This is a genomic window from Chryseobacterium balustinum, from assembly GCF_900168205.1.
GTDB lineage: Bacteria > Bacteroidota > Bacteroidia > Flavobacteriales > Weeksellaceae > Chryseobacterium > Chryseobacterium balustinum.
This window is the reverse complement of sequence record NZ_FUZE01000015.1, coordinates 1-16,212: the sequence shown is the minus strand read 5'-3', so window position 1 is coordinate 16,212 and position 16,212 is coordinate 1. Positions and strand designations below refer to the sequence as shown.

At 34.8% G+C, this 16,212-nt stretch carries 15 protein-coding genes and 1 pseudogene; 12 read left to right on the top strand and 4 right to left on the bottom strand.

Annotated elements, in window-relative coordinates:
- Positions 1-5: 5 nt before the first annotated feature.
- From B5X64_RS23195 to B5X64_RS15235, 7 genes are all read left to right on the top strand, one after another.
- A complete protein-coding gene (locus B5X64_RS23195) occupies positions 6-263 on the top strand; it encodes a transposase (RefSeq protein WP_079466050.1) in 258 nt (85 codons plus the stop codon).
- Positions 264-714: 451 nt separating this feature from the next.
- A complete protein-coding gene (locus B5X64_RS15260; RefSeq protein ID WP_079466049.1) occupies positions 715-1,095 on the top strand; it encodes a hypothetical protein in 381 nt (126 codons plus the stop codon).
- A gap of 185 nt (positions 1,096-1,280) precedes the next feature.
- Complete coding sequence (locus tag B5X64_RS15255; RefSeq protein ID WP_079466130.1) at positions 1,281-5,630, top strand: CusA/CzcA family heavy metal efflux RND transporter; 4,350 nt, start codon at positions 1,281-1,283, stop codon at positions 5,628-5,630.
- Complete coding sequence (locus tag B5X64_RS15250) at positions 5,631-6,788, top strand: efflux RND transporter periplasmic adaptor subunit (RefSeq protein ID WP_079466048.1); 1,158 nt, start codon at positions 5,631-5,633, stop codon at positions 6,786-6,788.
- A gap of 39 nt (positions 6,789-6,827) precedes the next feature.
- Positions 6,828-7,295, top strand: coding sequence for a heme-binding domain-containing protein (locus B5X64_RS15245; RefSeq protein WP_079466047.1), 468 nt, complete (start codon positions 6,828-6,830; stop codon positions 7,293-7,295).
- A 99-nt stretch (positions 7,296-7,394) separates the two neighbouring features.
- Positions 7,395-8,162 carry a phosphatase PAP2 family protein gene (locus tag B5X64_RS15240; RefSeq protein WP_079466046.1) on the top strand — a complete coding sequence of 256 codons (768 nt, stop codon included), beginning with the start codon at positions 7,395-7,397 and terminating at the stop codon, positions 8,160-8,162.
- A gap of 139 nt (positions 8,163-8,301) precedes the next feature.
- Positions 8,302-10,818, top strand: a complete 2,517-nt coding sequence (locus B5X64_RS15235; protein WP_079466045.1) for a cation-translocating P-type ATPase — start codon at positions 8,302-8,304, stop codon at positions 10,816-10,818.
- A gap of 20 nt (positions 10,819-10,838) precedes the next feature.
- On the opposite strand, the pseudogene B5X64_RS15230 reads toward B5X64_RS15235, so the two are convergent.
- A pseudogene (locus B5X64_RS15230) lies at positions 10,839-11,069 on the bottom strand (hypothetical protein); the annotation flags it as partial.
- A gap of 31 nt (positions 11,070-11,100) precedes the next feature.
- On the opposite strand from B5X64_RS15230, the gene B5X64_RS15225 reads away from it, so the two are divergent.
- Entirely contained in the window at positions 11,101-11,343 is a 243-nt protein-coding gene (locus tag B5X64_RS15225) for a hypothetical protein (RefSeq protein ID WP_079466044.1), read from the top strand.
- Positions 11,344-11,389: 46 nt separating this feature from the next.
- On the top strand, positions 11,390-11,776 hold the full coding sequence (locus B5X64_RS15220) for a hypothetical protein (RefSeq protein ID WP_123921093.1): 387 nt from the start codon (positions 11,390-11,392) through the stop codon (positions 11,774-11,776).
- Here B5X64_RS15220 and B5X64_RS15215 read toward each other — a convergent pair.
- Positions 11,731-11,979 carry a hypothetical protein gene (locus B5X64_RS15215; RefSeq protein WP_079466042.1) on the bottom strand — a complete coding sequence of 83 codons (249 nt, stop codon included), beginning with the start codon at positions 11,977-11,979 and terminating at the stop codon, positions 11,731-11,733. The two genes, B5X64_RS15220 and B5X64_RS15215, sit on opposite strands and share 46 nt — an antisense overlap.
- A gap of 585 nt (positions 11,980-12,564) precedes the next feature.
- Here B5X64_RS15215 and B5X64_RS15210 point away from each other — a divergent pair.
- Together B5X64_RS15210 and B5X64_RS15205 are read left to right on the top strand one after the other, a co-directional pair.
- Complete coding sequence (locus B5X64_RS15210) at positions 12,565-13,452, top strand: T9SS type A sorting domain-containing protein (RefSeq protein ID WP_034751596.1); 888 nt, start codon at positions 12,565-12,567, stop codon at positions 13,450-13,452.
- 107 nt (positions 13,453-13,559) lie between these two features.
- Complete coding sequence (locus tag B5X64_RS15205; protein WP_123873363.1) at positions 13,560-14,105, top strand: hypothetical protein; 546 nt, start codon at positions 13,560-13,562, stop codon at positions 14,103-14,105.
- 353 nt (positions 14,106-14,458) lie between these two features.
- Here the strand turns inward: B5X64_RS15205 and B5X64_RS15200 are convergent, their stop codons facing one another.
- Positions 14,459-15,016 (bottom strand): porin family protein, encoded by a 558-nt coding sequence (locus B5X64_RS15200; protein ID WP_164463485.1) that lies wholly within the window; start codon positions 15,014-15,016, stop codon positions 14,459-14,461.
- 108 nt (positions 15,017-15,124) lie between these two features.
- A complete protein-coding gene (locus tag B5X64_RS15195) occupies positions 15,125-15,676 on the bottom strand; it encodes a hypothetical protein (RefSeq protein ID WP_034751588.1) in 552 nt (183 codons plus the stop codon).
- A 285-nt stretch (positions 15,677-15,961) separates the two neighbouring features.
- Between B5X64_RS15195 and B5X64_RS22845 the strand changes: the two genes are divergently transcribed.
- Positions 15,962-16,105, top strand: coding sequence for a hypothetical protein (locus B5X64_RS22845; RefSeq protein WP_157969138.1), 144 nt, complete (start codon positions 15,962-15,964; stop codon positions 16,103-16,105).
- The last annotated feature ends 107 nt before the right edge of the window (positions 16,106-16,212 follow it).

The window sequence follows — 16,212 nt, the reverse complement described above, 5'->3', positions numbered from 1 at the left end:
AGTTCATGAAATCGAAGTATGATCGACTCACTGATCAGCAGTGGCAAGTTATGGAAAATATTTTACCCATAAAAACGAGAGGTTGCTATAGTTTGCGCAACATAATTGATGGAGTTCTTTGGGTTTTACGAACAGGTAGTCAATGGCGTAATCTTCCAGAAAATTTCCCGAAATGGGAAAGTGTTTATTACTATTTCCGTAAATGGGGAAGCGATGGTACTTTGATGAGACTTAATTTTATGCTTAATAAATTTGAACATTAAATTTCTTTAGAAGGCTGGATAAAGATCATGAAAAAACAACCCAAAGTCACCAATATTGGATATTATGGCAAAATTGTAAGATTATTCTCAATAGAATTAAATAAATGTTATCAAACTAATTTAAACAAGCTCTAATACCATTAAAGAAATAAATAGTAATGAGTAATTTTTAAATTTCTTATAAAACGATCAATTATCCTCAAACATCTGTTTGAGGATTTTTTAATGCAATAAAAATTTATTTTATCTGCTTTTTTTGTGTACAATTAAATAGGGTCTGAGTTATAATAAATCTATCGTCATCGATATTATTTTATTTAACCTGATATTGGTGAACGTATCCTTTTCTTTAATTATAGTTCATTGATATTCCTGTTTATATTGTTTGCATTTAGAGATAAGCATATATATTTATAATCATTCTTAATGAAACATTTCATAATTTTGATACGTGAAAAAATGGATTTCCATACTGTTACTTTCCTTTTATTTGGTTTCGACAACTGAACTGTATCAGCTATTGAAAATCCCAACACTGATAGAGCACTTTATTGAGCATAGTGGAGATAATCCTGAGATGACACTGATTTCTTTTCTTAAAATGCATTATGATCATCCTGTGAAAGATGCTGACTATCAGACAGATCAGAAGTTGCCTTTCGTAACCCATTCGTCTCATCTTGTGCTTGTTTTCACTGTAAATCCAAATTTGACTGTTGAAGTCAAAAAACCAATCATAACAGATCATCATAAGAAAATTGTTTCCTTTGGTAATCTTTTCTATGATAAAGATGATTCAAATTCTATCTGGCAACCGCCGAAAAACTGTTAAAATCTTTTCGTTTTTACTTTACGTTTTTATGACGTCAATCTTATTGTGAACATTTCTGTTGATGGTATTCTTAGTGATATTCAAAACCAAGATTAGCTACTGTATTTCACGATATGATCGTGCTGACTATTTTCTTGTCAGCTAAAAACGTATTCAATTTCAAAAAAAATTTAACAGAATTATTTATGCTAACAAAAATCATTGAGTTTTCTGTGAAGAATAAACTCATTATAGCATTATTGGTATTCGGGTTGATAGGCGTTGGCGCTTATCAGGTGACCCAATTACCGATAGATGCAGTCCCTGATATTACCAATAATCAGGTTCAGGTGATCACAACTGCGCCATCATTTGGGGCGACAGATATAGAAAGATTAGTCACTTTTCCAATAGAACAGGCCAACAGTAATATTTCAGGACTGAAGGAAATCCGAAGTTTTTCAAGGTTTGGACTTTCACTGGTTACCATCGTTTTTGATGACGGTGTTGATATTTACTGGGCTAGACAACAGGTTGCAGAGAGACTGCAACAAGTTCAGAATCAGATTCCACAGGATGTGGGAACGCCTGCTTTAGGACCTATTTCTACAGGACTTGGAGAAATTTATCAATATGTTGTCCGTCCGAAAAAAGGATATGAAAGCAAATATGATATTACAGAACTCAGAACACTTCAGGATTGGATTGTCAGAAGACAATTGCTTGGTGTAAAAGGCGTTGCGGAAGTCAGCAGTTTTGGCGGAAAACTGAAACAATATGAAATTTCCGTCAATCCCGATAAACTCAATGCTTACGGAATTACCATTACAGATGTTTTCGATGCATTGAAAACCAATAACCAGAATACAGGCGGTTCTTATATCGAAAAAGGACCTACCGTTCTATACATAAGAAGTGAAGGATTGGTCGGGAATCTGGATGATATTAAAAATATTGCTATCGCCACCAAAAACAATGATGTTCCTCTGTTTATAAGAGATATTGCAAAGGTGCGTTACGGTTATGCAACAAGATTTGGGGCAATGACTTACAATGACACCGGCGAAGTTTCGGGTGCGATTGTGATGATGTTGAAAGGTGAAAATAGCAGCGAGGTAATCAAAAATGTAAAAGCCAAAATCGAGCAAATCCGAAAAACCTTGCCGGAAGGTATTGTGATAGAACCATTTTTAGACCGAACCAAAATGGTGAACAACGCCATTGGTACTGTTGAAAAAAACCTGATGGAAGGCGCATTGATTGTCGTTTTTGTACTGGTTTTATTTCTGGGGAATTTCCGTGCAGGCTTGTTGGTCGCGTCCGTCATTCCTTTGGCAATGCTTTTTGCGGTTTGTATGATGAATCTCTTCGGCGTCAGCGGAAATCTGATGAGTCTGGGTGCGCTGGATTTCGGGCTGATTATAGACGGTGCTGTGATTATTGTAGAATCTGTAATGCATCAGTTTACCCACAATTCAAAATTCCGGAAAGCGCTGTCAGTTTCAAAACAGGAAATGGACACCATTGTCATAGATTCCGCAGGAAAGATGATGAACAGTGCGGTCTTCGGACAGATCATCATCCTCATTGTGTATCTGCCAATTTTAACATTACAAGGAATTGAAGGTAAAATGTTCAAACCAATGGCACAAACCGTTGCCTTCGCTTTATTGGGAGCATTTCTGCTTTCTCTGACTTATATTCCGATGATGAGTTCTATTATTTTAAGCAAGAAAATATGCCACAAAATGAACTTTTCAGACCGGTTAATGGCGAAGGCTGAAAATCTTTACCGAAAAACTTTACTAAAAGTTTTAAGAATACCAAAAACCATTTTCAGTATTGTCATTGTTCTTTTTATCCTTTCCGTTGTGGTTCTAAGCAGAATGGGAGGCGAATTTATCCCGTCATTAGAAGAAGGAGATTTTGCTGTTGATACCAGAGTTTTGCCCGGAAGCAACCTTAAAACTACGATTGAAAGCACGCAGAAAGCAGCCCATATTCTGAAAACCCGCTTTCCGGAAGTTCAGAAAGTAGTTACCAAAATAGGAAGCGGAGAAGTTCCCACAGATCCAATGCCGATGGATGCTTCTGATATGATGGTAATTTTGAAAGATAAAAGCGAATGGACTTCTGCCAAAACCTTTCCGGAGCTTTCCGAGAAAATGAGCAAAGCCTTAGAAGACGTTCCGGGAATTACGGTTGGTTTTCAGTATCCTGTTCAGATGCGTTTTAATGAATTGATGACCGGTGCAAGACAGGATGTTGTTTTGAAGATATTCGGAGAAGATCTGGAAATCTTGGCGAAAAATGCCAGTCAGCTCGGGAAAATAATCAATACGGTGAAGGGAACTCAAAACCTTTATATTGAGCCTATTTCTGGTCTTCCTCAGGTGATTATCCAATACAACAGACCGGTGATTGCGCAATATCATTTATCGATTGGAGATATCAACAGAGTGATCAATACCGCTTTTGCAGGACAAAGTACAGGTCTGGTTTTCGAGGGTGAAAAACGTTTTGATATGGTGGTTAGATTAAACAGCAATGACCGTAAGAATCTGGATGATGTCAGGAATTTACTGGTTCCCACGCCATCAGGTAATCAGATTCCGCTTTCTCAGCTTGCTAATGTTGAGATTAAAGATGGTCCGAACCAAATACAGCGTGAGAACGGACAGCGAAGAATTGTGGTAGGCTTTAACATCAAAAATCGCGATGTTCAGGGAATTGTAGAAGAACTTCAGACTAAGGTAGACAAACAATTAAAGCTTCCTACCGGATATTACGTCACTTACGGAGGTTCATTTGAAAACCTTAAAAATGCTAAAAACAGACTGATGATTGCAGTACCGATTGCTCTGGTTTTGATTTTTGTACTGTTGTTTCTGGCGTTTAATTCTGTGAAAGAAAGTCTTTTGATTTATACGGCGATTCCGCTTTCCATTATTGGAGGTATGCTGTTACTGGCTGCAAGGGGAATGCCCTTCAGCATCAGTGCTGGTGTTGGATTCATCGCGCTTTTCGGAGTAGCTGTCCTTAATGGAATCGTTCTGATTTCGGAATTCAACAGATTGTATAAAGGAGGAATTAAAAATATTGTAAGAATTGTGGTAGACGGCGGAGAAGCCAGATTAAGACCTGTGTTGATGACCGCTTTTGTGGCTTCATTAGGCTTTATCCCGATGGCAGTGAGTAACGGTGCTGGTGCAGAAGTCCAAAGACCATTGGCAACCGTTGTCATCGGCGGACTTTTAATTGCCACATTACTCACACTTTTTGTGCTTCCGCTGCTTTACGTAACTATTGAAAAAGGATTAAAAATGAAAAATAACCGAAAAAATTTAATAACGCCTGTTCTCATTATTTTCTTTGTTTTAACAGGAAATATGATGAATTCTCAAACCAAGATCACTTTAAATGAAGCGGTTGCCATCGCATTGAAAAACAACAGAGGTCTGAAAAATGAGAAATTGAAATCAGAATATGCAAAAGCACTCATCAAGACGTCTTCTGACATTCCTCAGACAGGCATTTCTGCGGACTACGGGCAAATCAACAGCGCTTACAGTGATATGAAATTCGGGGTTTCCCAGAATATTGCATTTCCCAATGTTTACAAAAGACAGAAAAATCTGTACACAGAAGAATGGAAAAAAAGCAAGTTGAATATTTCATTGAAAGAATATCAGCTGAAAAAAGGCGTCACGCTGACTTTCTACAACATTTTGTATTGGCAGGAAAAGGAAAGAATTCTGAATGAATTTTTGGATTTTTATGCTCAATTTCTGGATAAGGCAACTTTAAGATTAAAAAGTGGTGAGAGCAATATTTTGGAAAAAGCAACTGCTTCCAACCAAAAATCAGCTATTGAAATCCAGATCAAACAGGTGAAACAGGAACTCAGAACTTTGCAGTTGCAATTGCAATGGCTTTTGAATTCAGAAACAGAAATCATTCCTGATGGAGTGCGTATTTTTTCTCTTTCCAATCTGCAAAATGATGTTTCCGGTAATCCTTCGTTAAAAATATTGGAACAGCAAAAAACCATTGCAGCACAACAAACGGCTTTGGAAAAATCCAAATTATTGCCGGGTTTACAATTCGCTTATAATCTTAACAGTTTCCGTGGAATGGGTGCAGATGATAAGGTGTACAATGCTTCACCACAATTTCATTCGGTTCAGGTTGGCGTTTCGGTTCCTATATTTTCTGGCGGACAAAAAGCAAGGATTGAAGCTTCAAAAATTGCAGAATCTGTAAGTGAAAATGATTTTCAGAATGCGGAGTTTACCTTAAAAAATCAATATAAAAAACTAGCAGAGATTCAGCAGAAGAACCTGGAAATTGTTTCCCAGTACGAGAAATATGAACTGAAAAATGCCGATACGATTCTGGAAACCGCTCAACAACAGTTCATCAACGGAGAAATTAATTATCTGGAATTTGTAATGCTCGCCAATCAGGCGATCAGCATCAAAAATAATTATACAGATGCCGTTTGGAATCTTAATGAAAGCATTGTTGAGCTGGAATATATTACTTTAAATCAATAAATTATGTCAAAATCAATTCAAAATAAATATTCGGTTTTATTAATATTTGCTCTCTTTTTTTCGGTTCAGTGTAATCAAAAAGAAGAAGTTGTTATAAAGCCATCAAATCCTAAAGATGAAAGTATCGTTATGCTTACTGATGCTCAACTCAAAAATACGGCTATCGAAACAATGCCATTGTCTGAGAAAAATATTTCTACGGTGCTCAAGATCAATGGAAAAATAGATGTGCCGCCACAGAATCTGGTTTCCGTAAGTGTGCCTTTGGGCGGTTATCTGAAAAGCACCAATCTCCTTCCGGGAATGCGAGTAATCAAAGGACAGGTGATCGCCGTGATAGAAAATCCTCAATTTATACAGCTGCAGCAGGATTATCTGATGGCAAAATCAAAACTTCATTTTGCAGAACTGGATTTTAACAGACAAAAAAAGCTGAACCAAAGCCAGGCAAGCAGTGATAAAGTAATGCAGATGGCGCAGTCTGAGATGAACAGCCAGAGAATTATGATGAATACTTTGGCGGAACAGCTTCAGCTCGTGAACATCAATGCGGGAAGTCTGACTTCGGGAAATATCAGGAAAAGTGTTCCGGTTTACAGCACGATCAACGGTTTTGTAAGCAAAGTGAATGTGAATATCGGAAAGTTTGTGAATCCGTCTGATGTTTTGTTTGAACTCATCAATCCTAATGATATTCACCTGAACCTAAAAGTCTATGAAAAAGACCTGCAAATGCTGAAAATTGGACAAAGATTTACCGCCAATACCAATACGCAGCCGGAGAAAAAATATGGCGGAGAAATTATTCTGATCAGCAAAGATATCAATGCAGATGGTACAGCAGATGTGCATTGCCATTTTGAACAGTATGACCAAAACCTGACTCCCGGGATGTATATGAACGCCGAAGTAGAAACCGAAACATCTTTTTCCAACGCGCTACCAGAGGAAAGTATTGTCAATTTTGAAGGTAAAGATTATGTTTTTGTTGAGGAAAAAAAGCAAACTTATAAAATGATTCCGGTAACGCTGGGAGAAGCTGAAAACGGTTTCATTCAAATCAAAAATATTGAAGATTTTAAGAACAGAAAAATCGTCACCAAAAATGCGTACACGCTTTTGATGAAGCTTAAAAATACAGCGAGTGAAGAGGAATAATTCCGCTTCAATAAATATTAATCCAAAAAATAAAAAATTATGAATAAGTCATTTTTTAATTTAAAAAATATTTTAACAATATTGTTGTTGCTATTTATCGGTATTCAGTTTATTGATGTTAAAAAAAATATCAGTCAGAGTCAATCTGCCAACGCTATCGAAAATCACTATAAAATACCTGAAAAAGTTCAGGCAATTTTGAAAACAAGTTGCTATGACTGCCATTCCAATAATACCTCTTACCCGTGGTACAGTAAAGTACAGCCTGTGAAATGGTGGTTGGCAGATCACGTGAATTCAGGTAAAAGACATTTGAACTTTGATGAATTCAATTCTTACAGCCGTGAAAAAAAGCTTAAGAAACTCGATGAGATCGTAGAAACCGTCAAAGAAGGCGAAATGCCGCTTGCTTCTTACACGGTTATTCATCAGGATGCAAAATTATCTGCTTCTGATCGGGCTGAAATAGAAAAGTGGGTCTATGAAACAAAAAAAGGGATCAAATAGATGTTCAGATTTAATTTCAACTCATTCTTGATCAATCATCACATAGGATCCTTGAAATCTTATATTATTTCTTTAAATTTAATGTTTAAATAACTGACCATGAAATTATTAATAATCATTGTTTTAACCTGTTCAAACATTTGTTTTGGACAGGTTAGATCTGATTCAGCCGGACTGAAAAAACTCGATGTAGAGAATTACAGTGATTCAGTGTACAAACCAAGCTACAAAAAACTCATTATTCCAACAGTGTTTATTGGCTTCGGAGTAGTAAGCCTAAGTTCTGATGCGCTCAAAAATCTAAACAGTTCCACAAAGTATGAGATCGGAGAACATCAACCCAAGCATATCACTCTTGATAACTACACCCAATATTTGCCTGCAGCAATGGTCTATGGTTATAATCTTGCAGGCATAAAAGGAAAGCATAATCTTAAGGAGCGAACTATTATCTACGGAACCTCTCAGCTGATTTCTGCTGCATTTGTTTTGCCTTTAAAGCATCTGGTAAAAGAGGAACGTCCGGATAGTACCAATCATCTTTCTTTTCCTTCCGGCCATACAGCGACTGCTTTTTCTTCCGCACATTTTCTCTTCAGAGAATATCAGGATGAGAATATTTGGATTGCCCTTTCAGGATATCCCATTGCCATTTTTACAGGTGTTTACAGGACATTAAATGATAAACATTGGGTAGGCGATGTGGTTGCAGGGGCTGGATTTGGTATCCTGAGCACCGAGATCGCCTATTGGATATTCCCCATTGTCAATAAGATCTTCAAAAATAACGAATCGAAAGGCGTCACTTTCATCTATCCGGTCATTCAATCGAAGTCTGTCGGTTTGGGTCTGGTTTTGAATCTGTAATGATGCAATATCACTAGAACAAAGCTCCAATTGCTAATCACAGTTTTATCCATACAGATGATTAACTGATATGGTTCAGGCAGGGAGATCCAATTTCTACATAATAATTGCTTACTTTTAAATAACTTATTTATTTGATATGTCTTACAATATACCCGAAGGACTTACTGGTCTCATCAGCGATGAAGTGACAGCTTCCAGACAACAATATGGATATAACCGGTTAGAGGGTATCCATAAGAACACGTGGTTTGATCTGCTTATCGGTATTTTAAAAGAACCGATGCTGATCCTGCTTATCATTATCTCGGTCATTTATGTTATCGTGGGGGATTATGGAGAGGCTGCGTTTATGTTTGTGGCAATTGTTGCGGTGACGGCGATTTCTTTTTATCAGGATAACCGAAGTAAAAAAGCTTTAGAGGAACTTGAAAAACTTAATGAGCCTTTAAGTAGGGTCATCAGAAACTCGAAGGCAGTAGAAATTCCGACCTATGAAATTGTCGTTGGTGATCTATGCATTACCGAGGAAGGAAGGATTATCAATGCTGATGGGGTCATTGTTCACAGCAATGATTTTTCCGTGAATGAATCTTCGCTTACCGGCGAAAGTTTTTCTGTTTTCAAGGATAGCAGATCTGAGGATCATCTTGTTTACAGTGGAACGGTAACGGTTTCGGGGTTAGCCGTTTTTAAAGTCAATAAAATAGGCAAAGAAACGCGTGTCGGCAAAATTGGAGAATCCATACTGAATATAAAAGAAGAAATTTCGCCACTGCAGATCCAGATCCGGAAATTTGTAAAAGGGATGGCTGTTATTGGTATCGTTATTTTTCTAATGGTTTGCATCTTCAGTTATATTAAAACCGGAGATCTGGTAACGAGTCTTCTTAGTGGATTAACACTCGCGATGTCTGTACTTCCCGAAGAAATTCCTGTAGCCTTTACAACTTTTATGGCTTTGGGTGCCTGGAAACTGATGCGTGAAGGTATTATTATCAAACGGAGCAGTATTGTGGAAACCTTGGGAAGCACCACGGTCATCTGTACCGATAAAACAGGGACTATTACTGAAAATTCAATGAAGCTTCAACATTTATATAATTACCTTTCCGATAAGATTTATGAAGAAAAGGAATTCAAAAATGATGATTTAAGTGAATTGATTAATTATGCAATGTGGAGCAGTGAGCCAGTCCCTTTTGACCCTATGGAAATAACTCTGCACAAAACATATGAGGAAACTCAAAAGAATGATGTAAGAAAAGAATATCAGATGTTTCACGAATATCCACTTGAAGGGAAACCTCCGATGATGACCCATCTTTTTGAAAACACAGATAAAGACAGGATCATTGCAGCAAAAGGCGCTCCCGAAGCTATTTTGAGTGTTTCCAAGCTATCAGAGACTGAAAAAGAAAAGATAAGAGATATTATAAAAACGTTTGGACAGCAAGGCTACCGTGTTTTGGGAGTTGCCAAGTCTCATTTTGAAGGAAACAGCTTTCCAAAAAACCAACAGGATCTTGATTTTGAATTTTTAGGGCTGACTGTATTTTATGATCCCCCAAAAAAAGGAATCAAAGAGGTATTTCAAAGTATTTACGATGCAGGTATTAAAGTGAAGGTCATTACCGGTGATAATGCAGATACAACGAATGCCATTGCGCTTCAGGCAGGAATTATCAATACTACTCCCGCAATCAATGGAAGTGATATTATAGGAAGTTCTGAAAAAGAGCTGATGCAGATCTCGGAGAATACCGTTCTATTTACCAGAATGTTTCCTGATGCCAAGCTTGCGGTAGTAAATGCCCTGAAAAAGAAAGGGGAAGTGGTAGCGATGCTTGGAGATGGCGTAAACGACGGTCCAGCATTAAAAGCTGCCCATATTGGCGTAGCTATGGGAAATAAAGGGACTGAAATTGCCAAATCAGCTGCTGCGCTGGTGATTACGAATGATGATCTGGAAAAACTGATTGTCGGAATTGCCGCTGGTAGAAGAATTTACACCAATATTAAAAAGGCGATCCAGTATATTATTTCCATTCATATTCCTATTATACTGACGGTTTCTTTGCCTCTGTTTTTAGGATGGATATTTCCGCACATATTTACTCCGGTTCATGTTATTTTCCTCGAGCTGGTTATGGGACCGACCTGTTCTATTGTTTATGAGAATGAGCCTATGGAAAAAAATACAATGAAACAACCTCCAAGAGCTATGGGAGATACTTTTTTAAGTCTAAAAGAGTTGGGAATCAGTATTATTCAGGGATTGGTGATCACTCTCGGAGTTTTGTTTGCCTATCAGTTTGCTGTTCAAAACGGAGGTGATGAAGAAAAGACAAGGGCAATGGTATTCAGTACATTGATCTTTGCCAACATATTACTGAGTTTTGTCAACCGGTCATTCTTTTATAGTGTGCTGGAAAGTTTCAGAAACCGTAATCCCTTGCTTATCGGCATTTCTGCCTTGGTTTTGGGGTTGCTTTTTGCAATATTATATGTAAAGCCGATCTCTCTATTCTTTAAAGTAACAGCACTTAATGTAAGTGAATTGGGGATGACCGTTATCATTGCAGCGGTTTCTGTTTTATGGTTCGAGATCTACAAATATGTAAAAAGAATAGGAAAAGCAAAAGAACAAAAATAAAGAATCAGGGAATATTAACTTTATACAGAAAACTTATTTCTGGGCAGACCAATCTCATGTTCCTGCGGATAAGGTTTTCTTTGCGTCATACTGACGTCCTCCCGTAAAGTTCTAGCAACTTCTAATGATTTGGATTCATCCATTGAATATCTTGGGTCAGGAATGAACGGCATTTTTGCCATTTTCTGGATCGTAATTGTCGGAAAGTGAAAATCAACTTCGACCGTTCCCAATAAAAGATAACAACCACCTTCTTTGTTTTTAATTAAATTAAACAAAAACATGAAAATTAAATATTTTGAAATTAATGATGATTTAATCAAAAACAATTTAATAGAATTTGCAAATGCCTCCAAATATCTTTTATACAATGAAAACCCGGCATTATTAGAAAAGCTAGACATTGAAAATGATATATTTTATTTTAAAACAATCCCAGTAAAACCAAAATTAAATTATGGTATTGGGAGTGGATTTTTTAATCAAAATAATAAAAAAGACGGTATATGGGATGAAGATGGATGAAAATAATTTATAAAAACGGTGAAATAATACACAGAAAATAAATAAAATGAAAAATATACTATTGATATTGTTATTTAGTTGTATAAATATTTTTTCCCAAACGGGAAAAATTTGTACTCTTTATTTATCCTCGAATAAAAATGATTCAATGTTAGAAGAAATATATAATTGTGATGGTAGTTTTTTTTTAAAATTTAAATATGGAGAAGCAAAAGATGCGGTTGTAGTAAAACAAAAAGATGGCTCTTATAAAATATCAAACATTGGCTATATGATAAATCAACAATATTTAGATATCAAGAAATTTCAAAAAAAGAAATATTTTATTCTTGTTAAAAAAGACAAAATAACATTAAGCGTTATTGAGGCTGATAATCAGAAGAAATTTTATGAATATTTGAAGTCAAAAAAAACACAAAAATATTTATTATAAAGCGGCAGCATTTTTTCCACCATTCTAAAAATCATACTTCTGTCTTCTTCATCCAATTGGTTTATTAGATGGAGTTTTTCAAAATCGGGTTTATCTTCGATGGTAATATCTTCGGGAACAATATTTTCGTAATTTAAAATTTGGTCTGTAGAAAGATTAAAAAGTTTAGACAATTTTAAAATTTCTTCCACAGATAAATTCATAGTCAGTAATTATATTTTCGCTTAAACCATCTAATATTTCTTTTTCTCTCATTTTTGTAAATAGCTTATTTTTACAATTGTGCAAAATAGAAATTTTGTACTTTATTTCCGTTAATGTCGCCAAAGCCACAACTTTAATACTCAATAGAATAAGTCTCAAAAAACGATCAATTTTATTATTAGAGAAATCATAGTAAAATTACATGAAAAATCACAGCAACTATTCAATGGAAATATGACTTTTATTTATATATGAGGAATAATGTTCCACACGTAAAATACTACATAAAGTCCGTGAGTCACCGTCAAGATTAACTATAATTCACAATCAATCAAGTGACTTATCTGATGAAAAAGATATTCTTTAGAATATGAAATATTTTATTAGTTTTATCGCTGAAAATTAACACACTTAGTACTACAAAAAATTCCTCATTTATGAATGTCCAGCAACGTTTTAACAAAGATGGAGTATAACAGGAATATTAATACCAAAATGAACAAAATTTCTTGTGTATTATAATATGAGCATAATCTTAAGTGTCCAATTGTTCTATATATATTTTTATAAATTAAACAAAACTTATGAAATTTAAATTACTATTTACTGCTTTGAGTCTAGGTCTAAGTTTAGCTGCTTACGGCCAAAACATTTCTTTTGAGTCTGCTGAAGGCTACACTTTAGGAGAAATCAACAATCAACAGGGCTGGAGTTATTACGGAACCACTACCCCCAACACAGCAACGATTATTAACACTACCTCTACATTGGGTACAAACTCAGCGAATGTTTTGGGAACAAACAGTTTTGATGATGGCGGAATTAGAAAGAACGTTGTTGGTTTTAATAAAACAGAATTTTCCTTTGACTATAAGATATCCGCTCTTGATGAATCAGACTATTTTATCGCAGTTAGGGATAATTCAAATACAATATTAGCTGCTTTTGTTATCAATTACGAGCAGGGTAATGTGGCGATTTACGACGGTATCATTGATGATGCAATAGAAACCTCTATTGATGTAACCCCTAATACCTGGTACAATTTTAAAATGGTCGTCGATATGACAAATCACTCTGTACAATATTTCCTTAATAACACTTCACTTGGCAGTAAAAATTTCCTGACCACAACTACGGGTTTCCAAGTCATTGATTTTGCTTATGATGATTTCGATTCGGGATTTACAGTTGATAACATCAAAATCCTAAATGCTGATAATCTTTCGACAGCAGAAATTTCTCAAGTTAATCACCTCAATGTATATCCTAATCCCACTACTGATTACTTACATATTCTTACAAAAGAAAATATAGAAGATGTTGAAATTTATGATCTATCCGGAAAATTGGTAATAAGAGATAGGTCAGGAAAAAATGAAATCTCTGTATCATTTTTAAAAACAGCGACGTACATTATAAAAGTAAAAACGAAACAATCAACTTTTAGTGCAAAATTTAGCAAAAAATAACATCTTACTTTGATTTTAAAATCACTCCAAACTCGGAGTGATTTTTTAGCAGTAAAATAATTTGCATGATATTAAAAACTACTCGGGAACGAACTTAAAAATACTATATGCTTAAATTATCCTTTTTAAATGTGTTTTTCTCCATCTTTTTGGTTCCTCTTATGATGCAGTGTGAAGATGGACGCGGTGGTCCCTGTGATACATATACCCGTTATACCATTGAAGATAATCTTTGTGAATTGTTGCCCGGTAAAATTAAATATGATCAAGGCGAGACAGTAAATTTTAAATTTGCAGTCAAGTCAAAACTCTCAATGAGTGGAAAACAAGTTGATATTTATGAGGAAACAAAACTAAACTCCGGCCTGTTGCTAGTCAATTTATCTGAACTCTTCAAGGGCAACACGGTCATTTTTCTAAAGGGTGACAAGGTGGACGACACAAGATTTAAACCGGTTTACAATAATGCTACCGATTCATATGAGCTGGAAATAAGCATCAAATTAAATCGGGTGGGAATTTACTCTTTTGAATCAATGGCAACTTTCCGAGATCTCGGCGAGAATGATTTTAACTGTGCTCTCATTAACGTCACAACAAATATCAAGGACAATAACTTAGATGATGGGAGAACAGAATTTTCGGTTGATTAATCTTTAAAAAAGAACTGCATTTTATAATAAACAAAAGCGTCGTGAAATTTCAGACGCTTTATTATTTGGTGATTAGAATTCTCATTAGATAATGTTACAAAACGACCTTCTAAATGATTTACATAATTCGGATTATATTAAATTCGGATTTACTCTGTCAATTTTAATGAATCAGAACGAAAACAAATGTCACCTTCAGAGTAGCAATTTTTCTCATTTCGGTATTTATTTGTCGGTTTTTTTAACACTTTAAATTTTTAAAAATAAAGATTAAAATTACCATCTTACTTATCTACACTTTTAAAATTTTATTATTAAAGGAAAGTTTAATTGAATTTTTAATTTCGAACGGGCTAAAAATAATAGGCTACGCCCAATCTGTAAACATTTCTTTTGGCATCATAATACGTTAGAATGAGATCATCATACTGTTTAGTAAAGCCTTTAGAAACGGTACCCTCAATAATAAAATGATTTGATATTTTGTAATCTATCCCTAAATCACCACTTATTCCTACTCTTCTCTTAAAATCATATGGCTGACTTATTTCATCGTCTGGAATATAGTTTAATTTTGGACCTGCCAGCAAAGAGAACTTTTTATAAAAATTGTATTTATAATAAAGAGGTAACTCTAAAAAAGTGACTCTATCAGTGTACGAAACCAGAAAACTGGTTTGAATGTATGTTTTTTTTGAAATTTGTTTTTCTAAAGCTATCCCTCCAAATAATTCCCCTCCGTTACTTAGATATCCCGAACGTTCTCCTATTTCATCGATGGCATTTACATTAGAATAGTTCCATCCAGCCTTAATACCAAATTTCAAAGGATAATTTTGAGAATAGCACAGGAAGGATGCAAAGAAGAAGCAAGCACTAATAAGTAATTTATCGATGCTTTGATATTGCATAAAATATTTCATTTTGATAATAAAAGTTTTCAAAGCTGAAATTTCTAAATACTAATTAAAAAATCAATTATTTAGAAAACATCAGCTTGATTACCTTGTTTTTAATTTTTAAAAGTCATATCCAATTTTAAAACTTAAATCAAATACTGCTTCGGTTACATTGTTATTAGTTGTAAATGCTGTACCAATACCTAATCCTGCTCTAAACTCATAATTAAAGTTATTGGCAAAATTTCTTCTGAATCCATATGTTGGAATCACATTGACTTGGTTTGAAAGACTCACATTGTTAGCATTGGAGATCACAAACCAATCCGGTATGTAACGGATCTGTAATCCGACATAATTAGCAGAATTATTTTTCGTATTTCTTCCATTTTCAGCACGCTTTGAAATATTGTAATAGTATTTTGGCTGTAAAGTAAATGAAGGATAGAATGCAAAGCCCGTTTTTCCATAAAGATCTCCGCCCCAAATCGCAGGAAACAAACTAGCCTCCAGCCGCAAAGTTGTTCTGTTGGCAATCTTTGTCTCATTATAAAAATCTAAACCGAAAAGCCCTATTTGAGCACCGGTAATATTTTTTTCAACATTATTATCTTGTGCCATTCCATAAATAGACAGTAATGCGAATGATATCAAGTAAAGTTGTTTTTTCATAGGTATTATTTTATTTCAGTTTTTAGATTGTATTTTTTCCAACAATAGATCGTAAAGATTCCATTTTCGTAGGATCAAGGCAACAAAACTAAGAAAATAAATCATCAAAAATTTAAATACCTTTATGCTTACTTGCTAAATGTTTGATGAATTTTGTAGATTCAGAATATTGGAAAGTATAAAAAACGATCTATAAAGCGAATCGTATTACCCTTAGAAATCTGACCCTCTAAACACTTAAAAACCATTTTATTGCGTACAATCCTTGTAATATGCTGCATCATTATGAGTATATTTCCTGTCGTGAGTGAATATTCTAATGTTTATAATGTGAAAGTTATTATTGGTATTGACGGGAAAGAGCTTAGTAGATTAGATATTCTATATCAATACAAATCGGGTAAATGGAATCTTCTAAAAGGAAATTAAACATAATCATAAAATCTCAAAAAACGATAAAATATGATGAATTTATAATATTATTTTATGAAACTGCCACCAGAACTTGAGGATGAATATGTAAAAGAAGTTCTCTA

Bases quoted from the DNA above. Each gene is read 5' to 3' on its own strand.
- B5X64_RS23195 (WP_079466050.1), top strand. From the start codon at position 6: ATGAAATCGAAGTATGATCGACTCACTGATCAGCAGTGGCAAGTTATG.
- B5X64_RS15255 (WP_079466130.1), top strand. From the start codon at position 1,281: ATGCTAACAAAAATCATTGAGTTTTCTGTGAAGAATAAACTCATTATA.
- B5X64_RS15245 (WP_079466047.1), top strand. From the start codon at position 6,828: ATGAATAAGTCATTTTTTAATTTAAAAAATATTTTAACAATATTGTTG.
- B5X64_RS15240 (WP_079466046.1), top strand. From the start codon at position 7,395: ATGAAATTATTAATAATCATTGTTTTAACCTGTTCAAACATTTGTTTT.
- B5X64_RS15235 (WP_079466045.1), top strand. From the start codon at position 8,302: ATGTCTTACAATATACCCGAAGGACTTACTGGTCTCATCAGCGATGAA.
- B5X64_RS15225 (WP_079466044.1), top strand. From the start codon at position 11,101: ATGAAAATTAAATATTTTGAAATTAATGATGATTTAATCAAAAACAAT.
- B5X64_RS15220 (WP_123921093.1), top strand. From the start codon at position 11,390: ATGAAAAATATACTATTGATATTGTTATTTAGTTGTATAAATATTTTT.
- B5X64_RS15215 (WP_079466042.1), bottom strand. From the start codon at position 11,979: ATGAATTTATCTGTGGAAGAAATTTTAAAATTGTCTAAACTTTTTAAT.
- B5X64_RS15210 (WP_034751596.1), top strand. From the start codon at position 12,565: ATGAAATTTAAATTACTATTTACTGCTTTGAGTCTAGGTCTAAGTTTA.
- B5X64_RS15205 (WP_123873363.1), top strand. From the start codon at position 13,560: ATGCTTAAATTATCCTTTTTAAATGTGTTTTTCTCCATCTTTTTGGTT.
- B5X64_RS15200 (WP_164463485.1), bottom strand. From the start codon at position 15,016: ATGCAATATCAAAGCATCGATAAATTACTTATTAGTGCTTGCTTCTTC.
- B5X64_RS15195 (WP_034751588.1), bottom strand. From the start codon at position 15,676: ATGAAAAAACAACTTTACTTGATATCATTCGCATTACTGTCTATTTAT.
- B5X64_RS22845 (WP_157969138.1), top strand. From the start codon at position 15,962: ATGAGTATATTTCCTGTCGTGAGTGAATATTCTAATGTTTATAATGTG.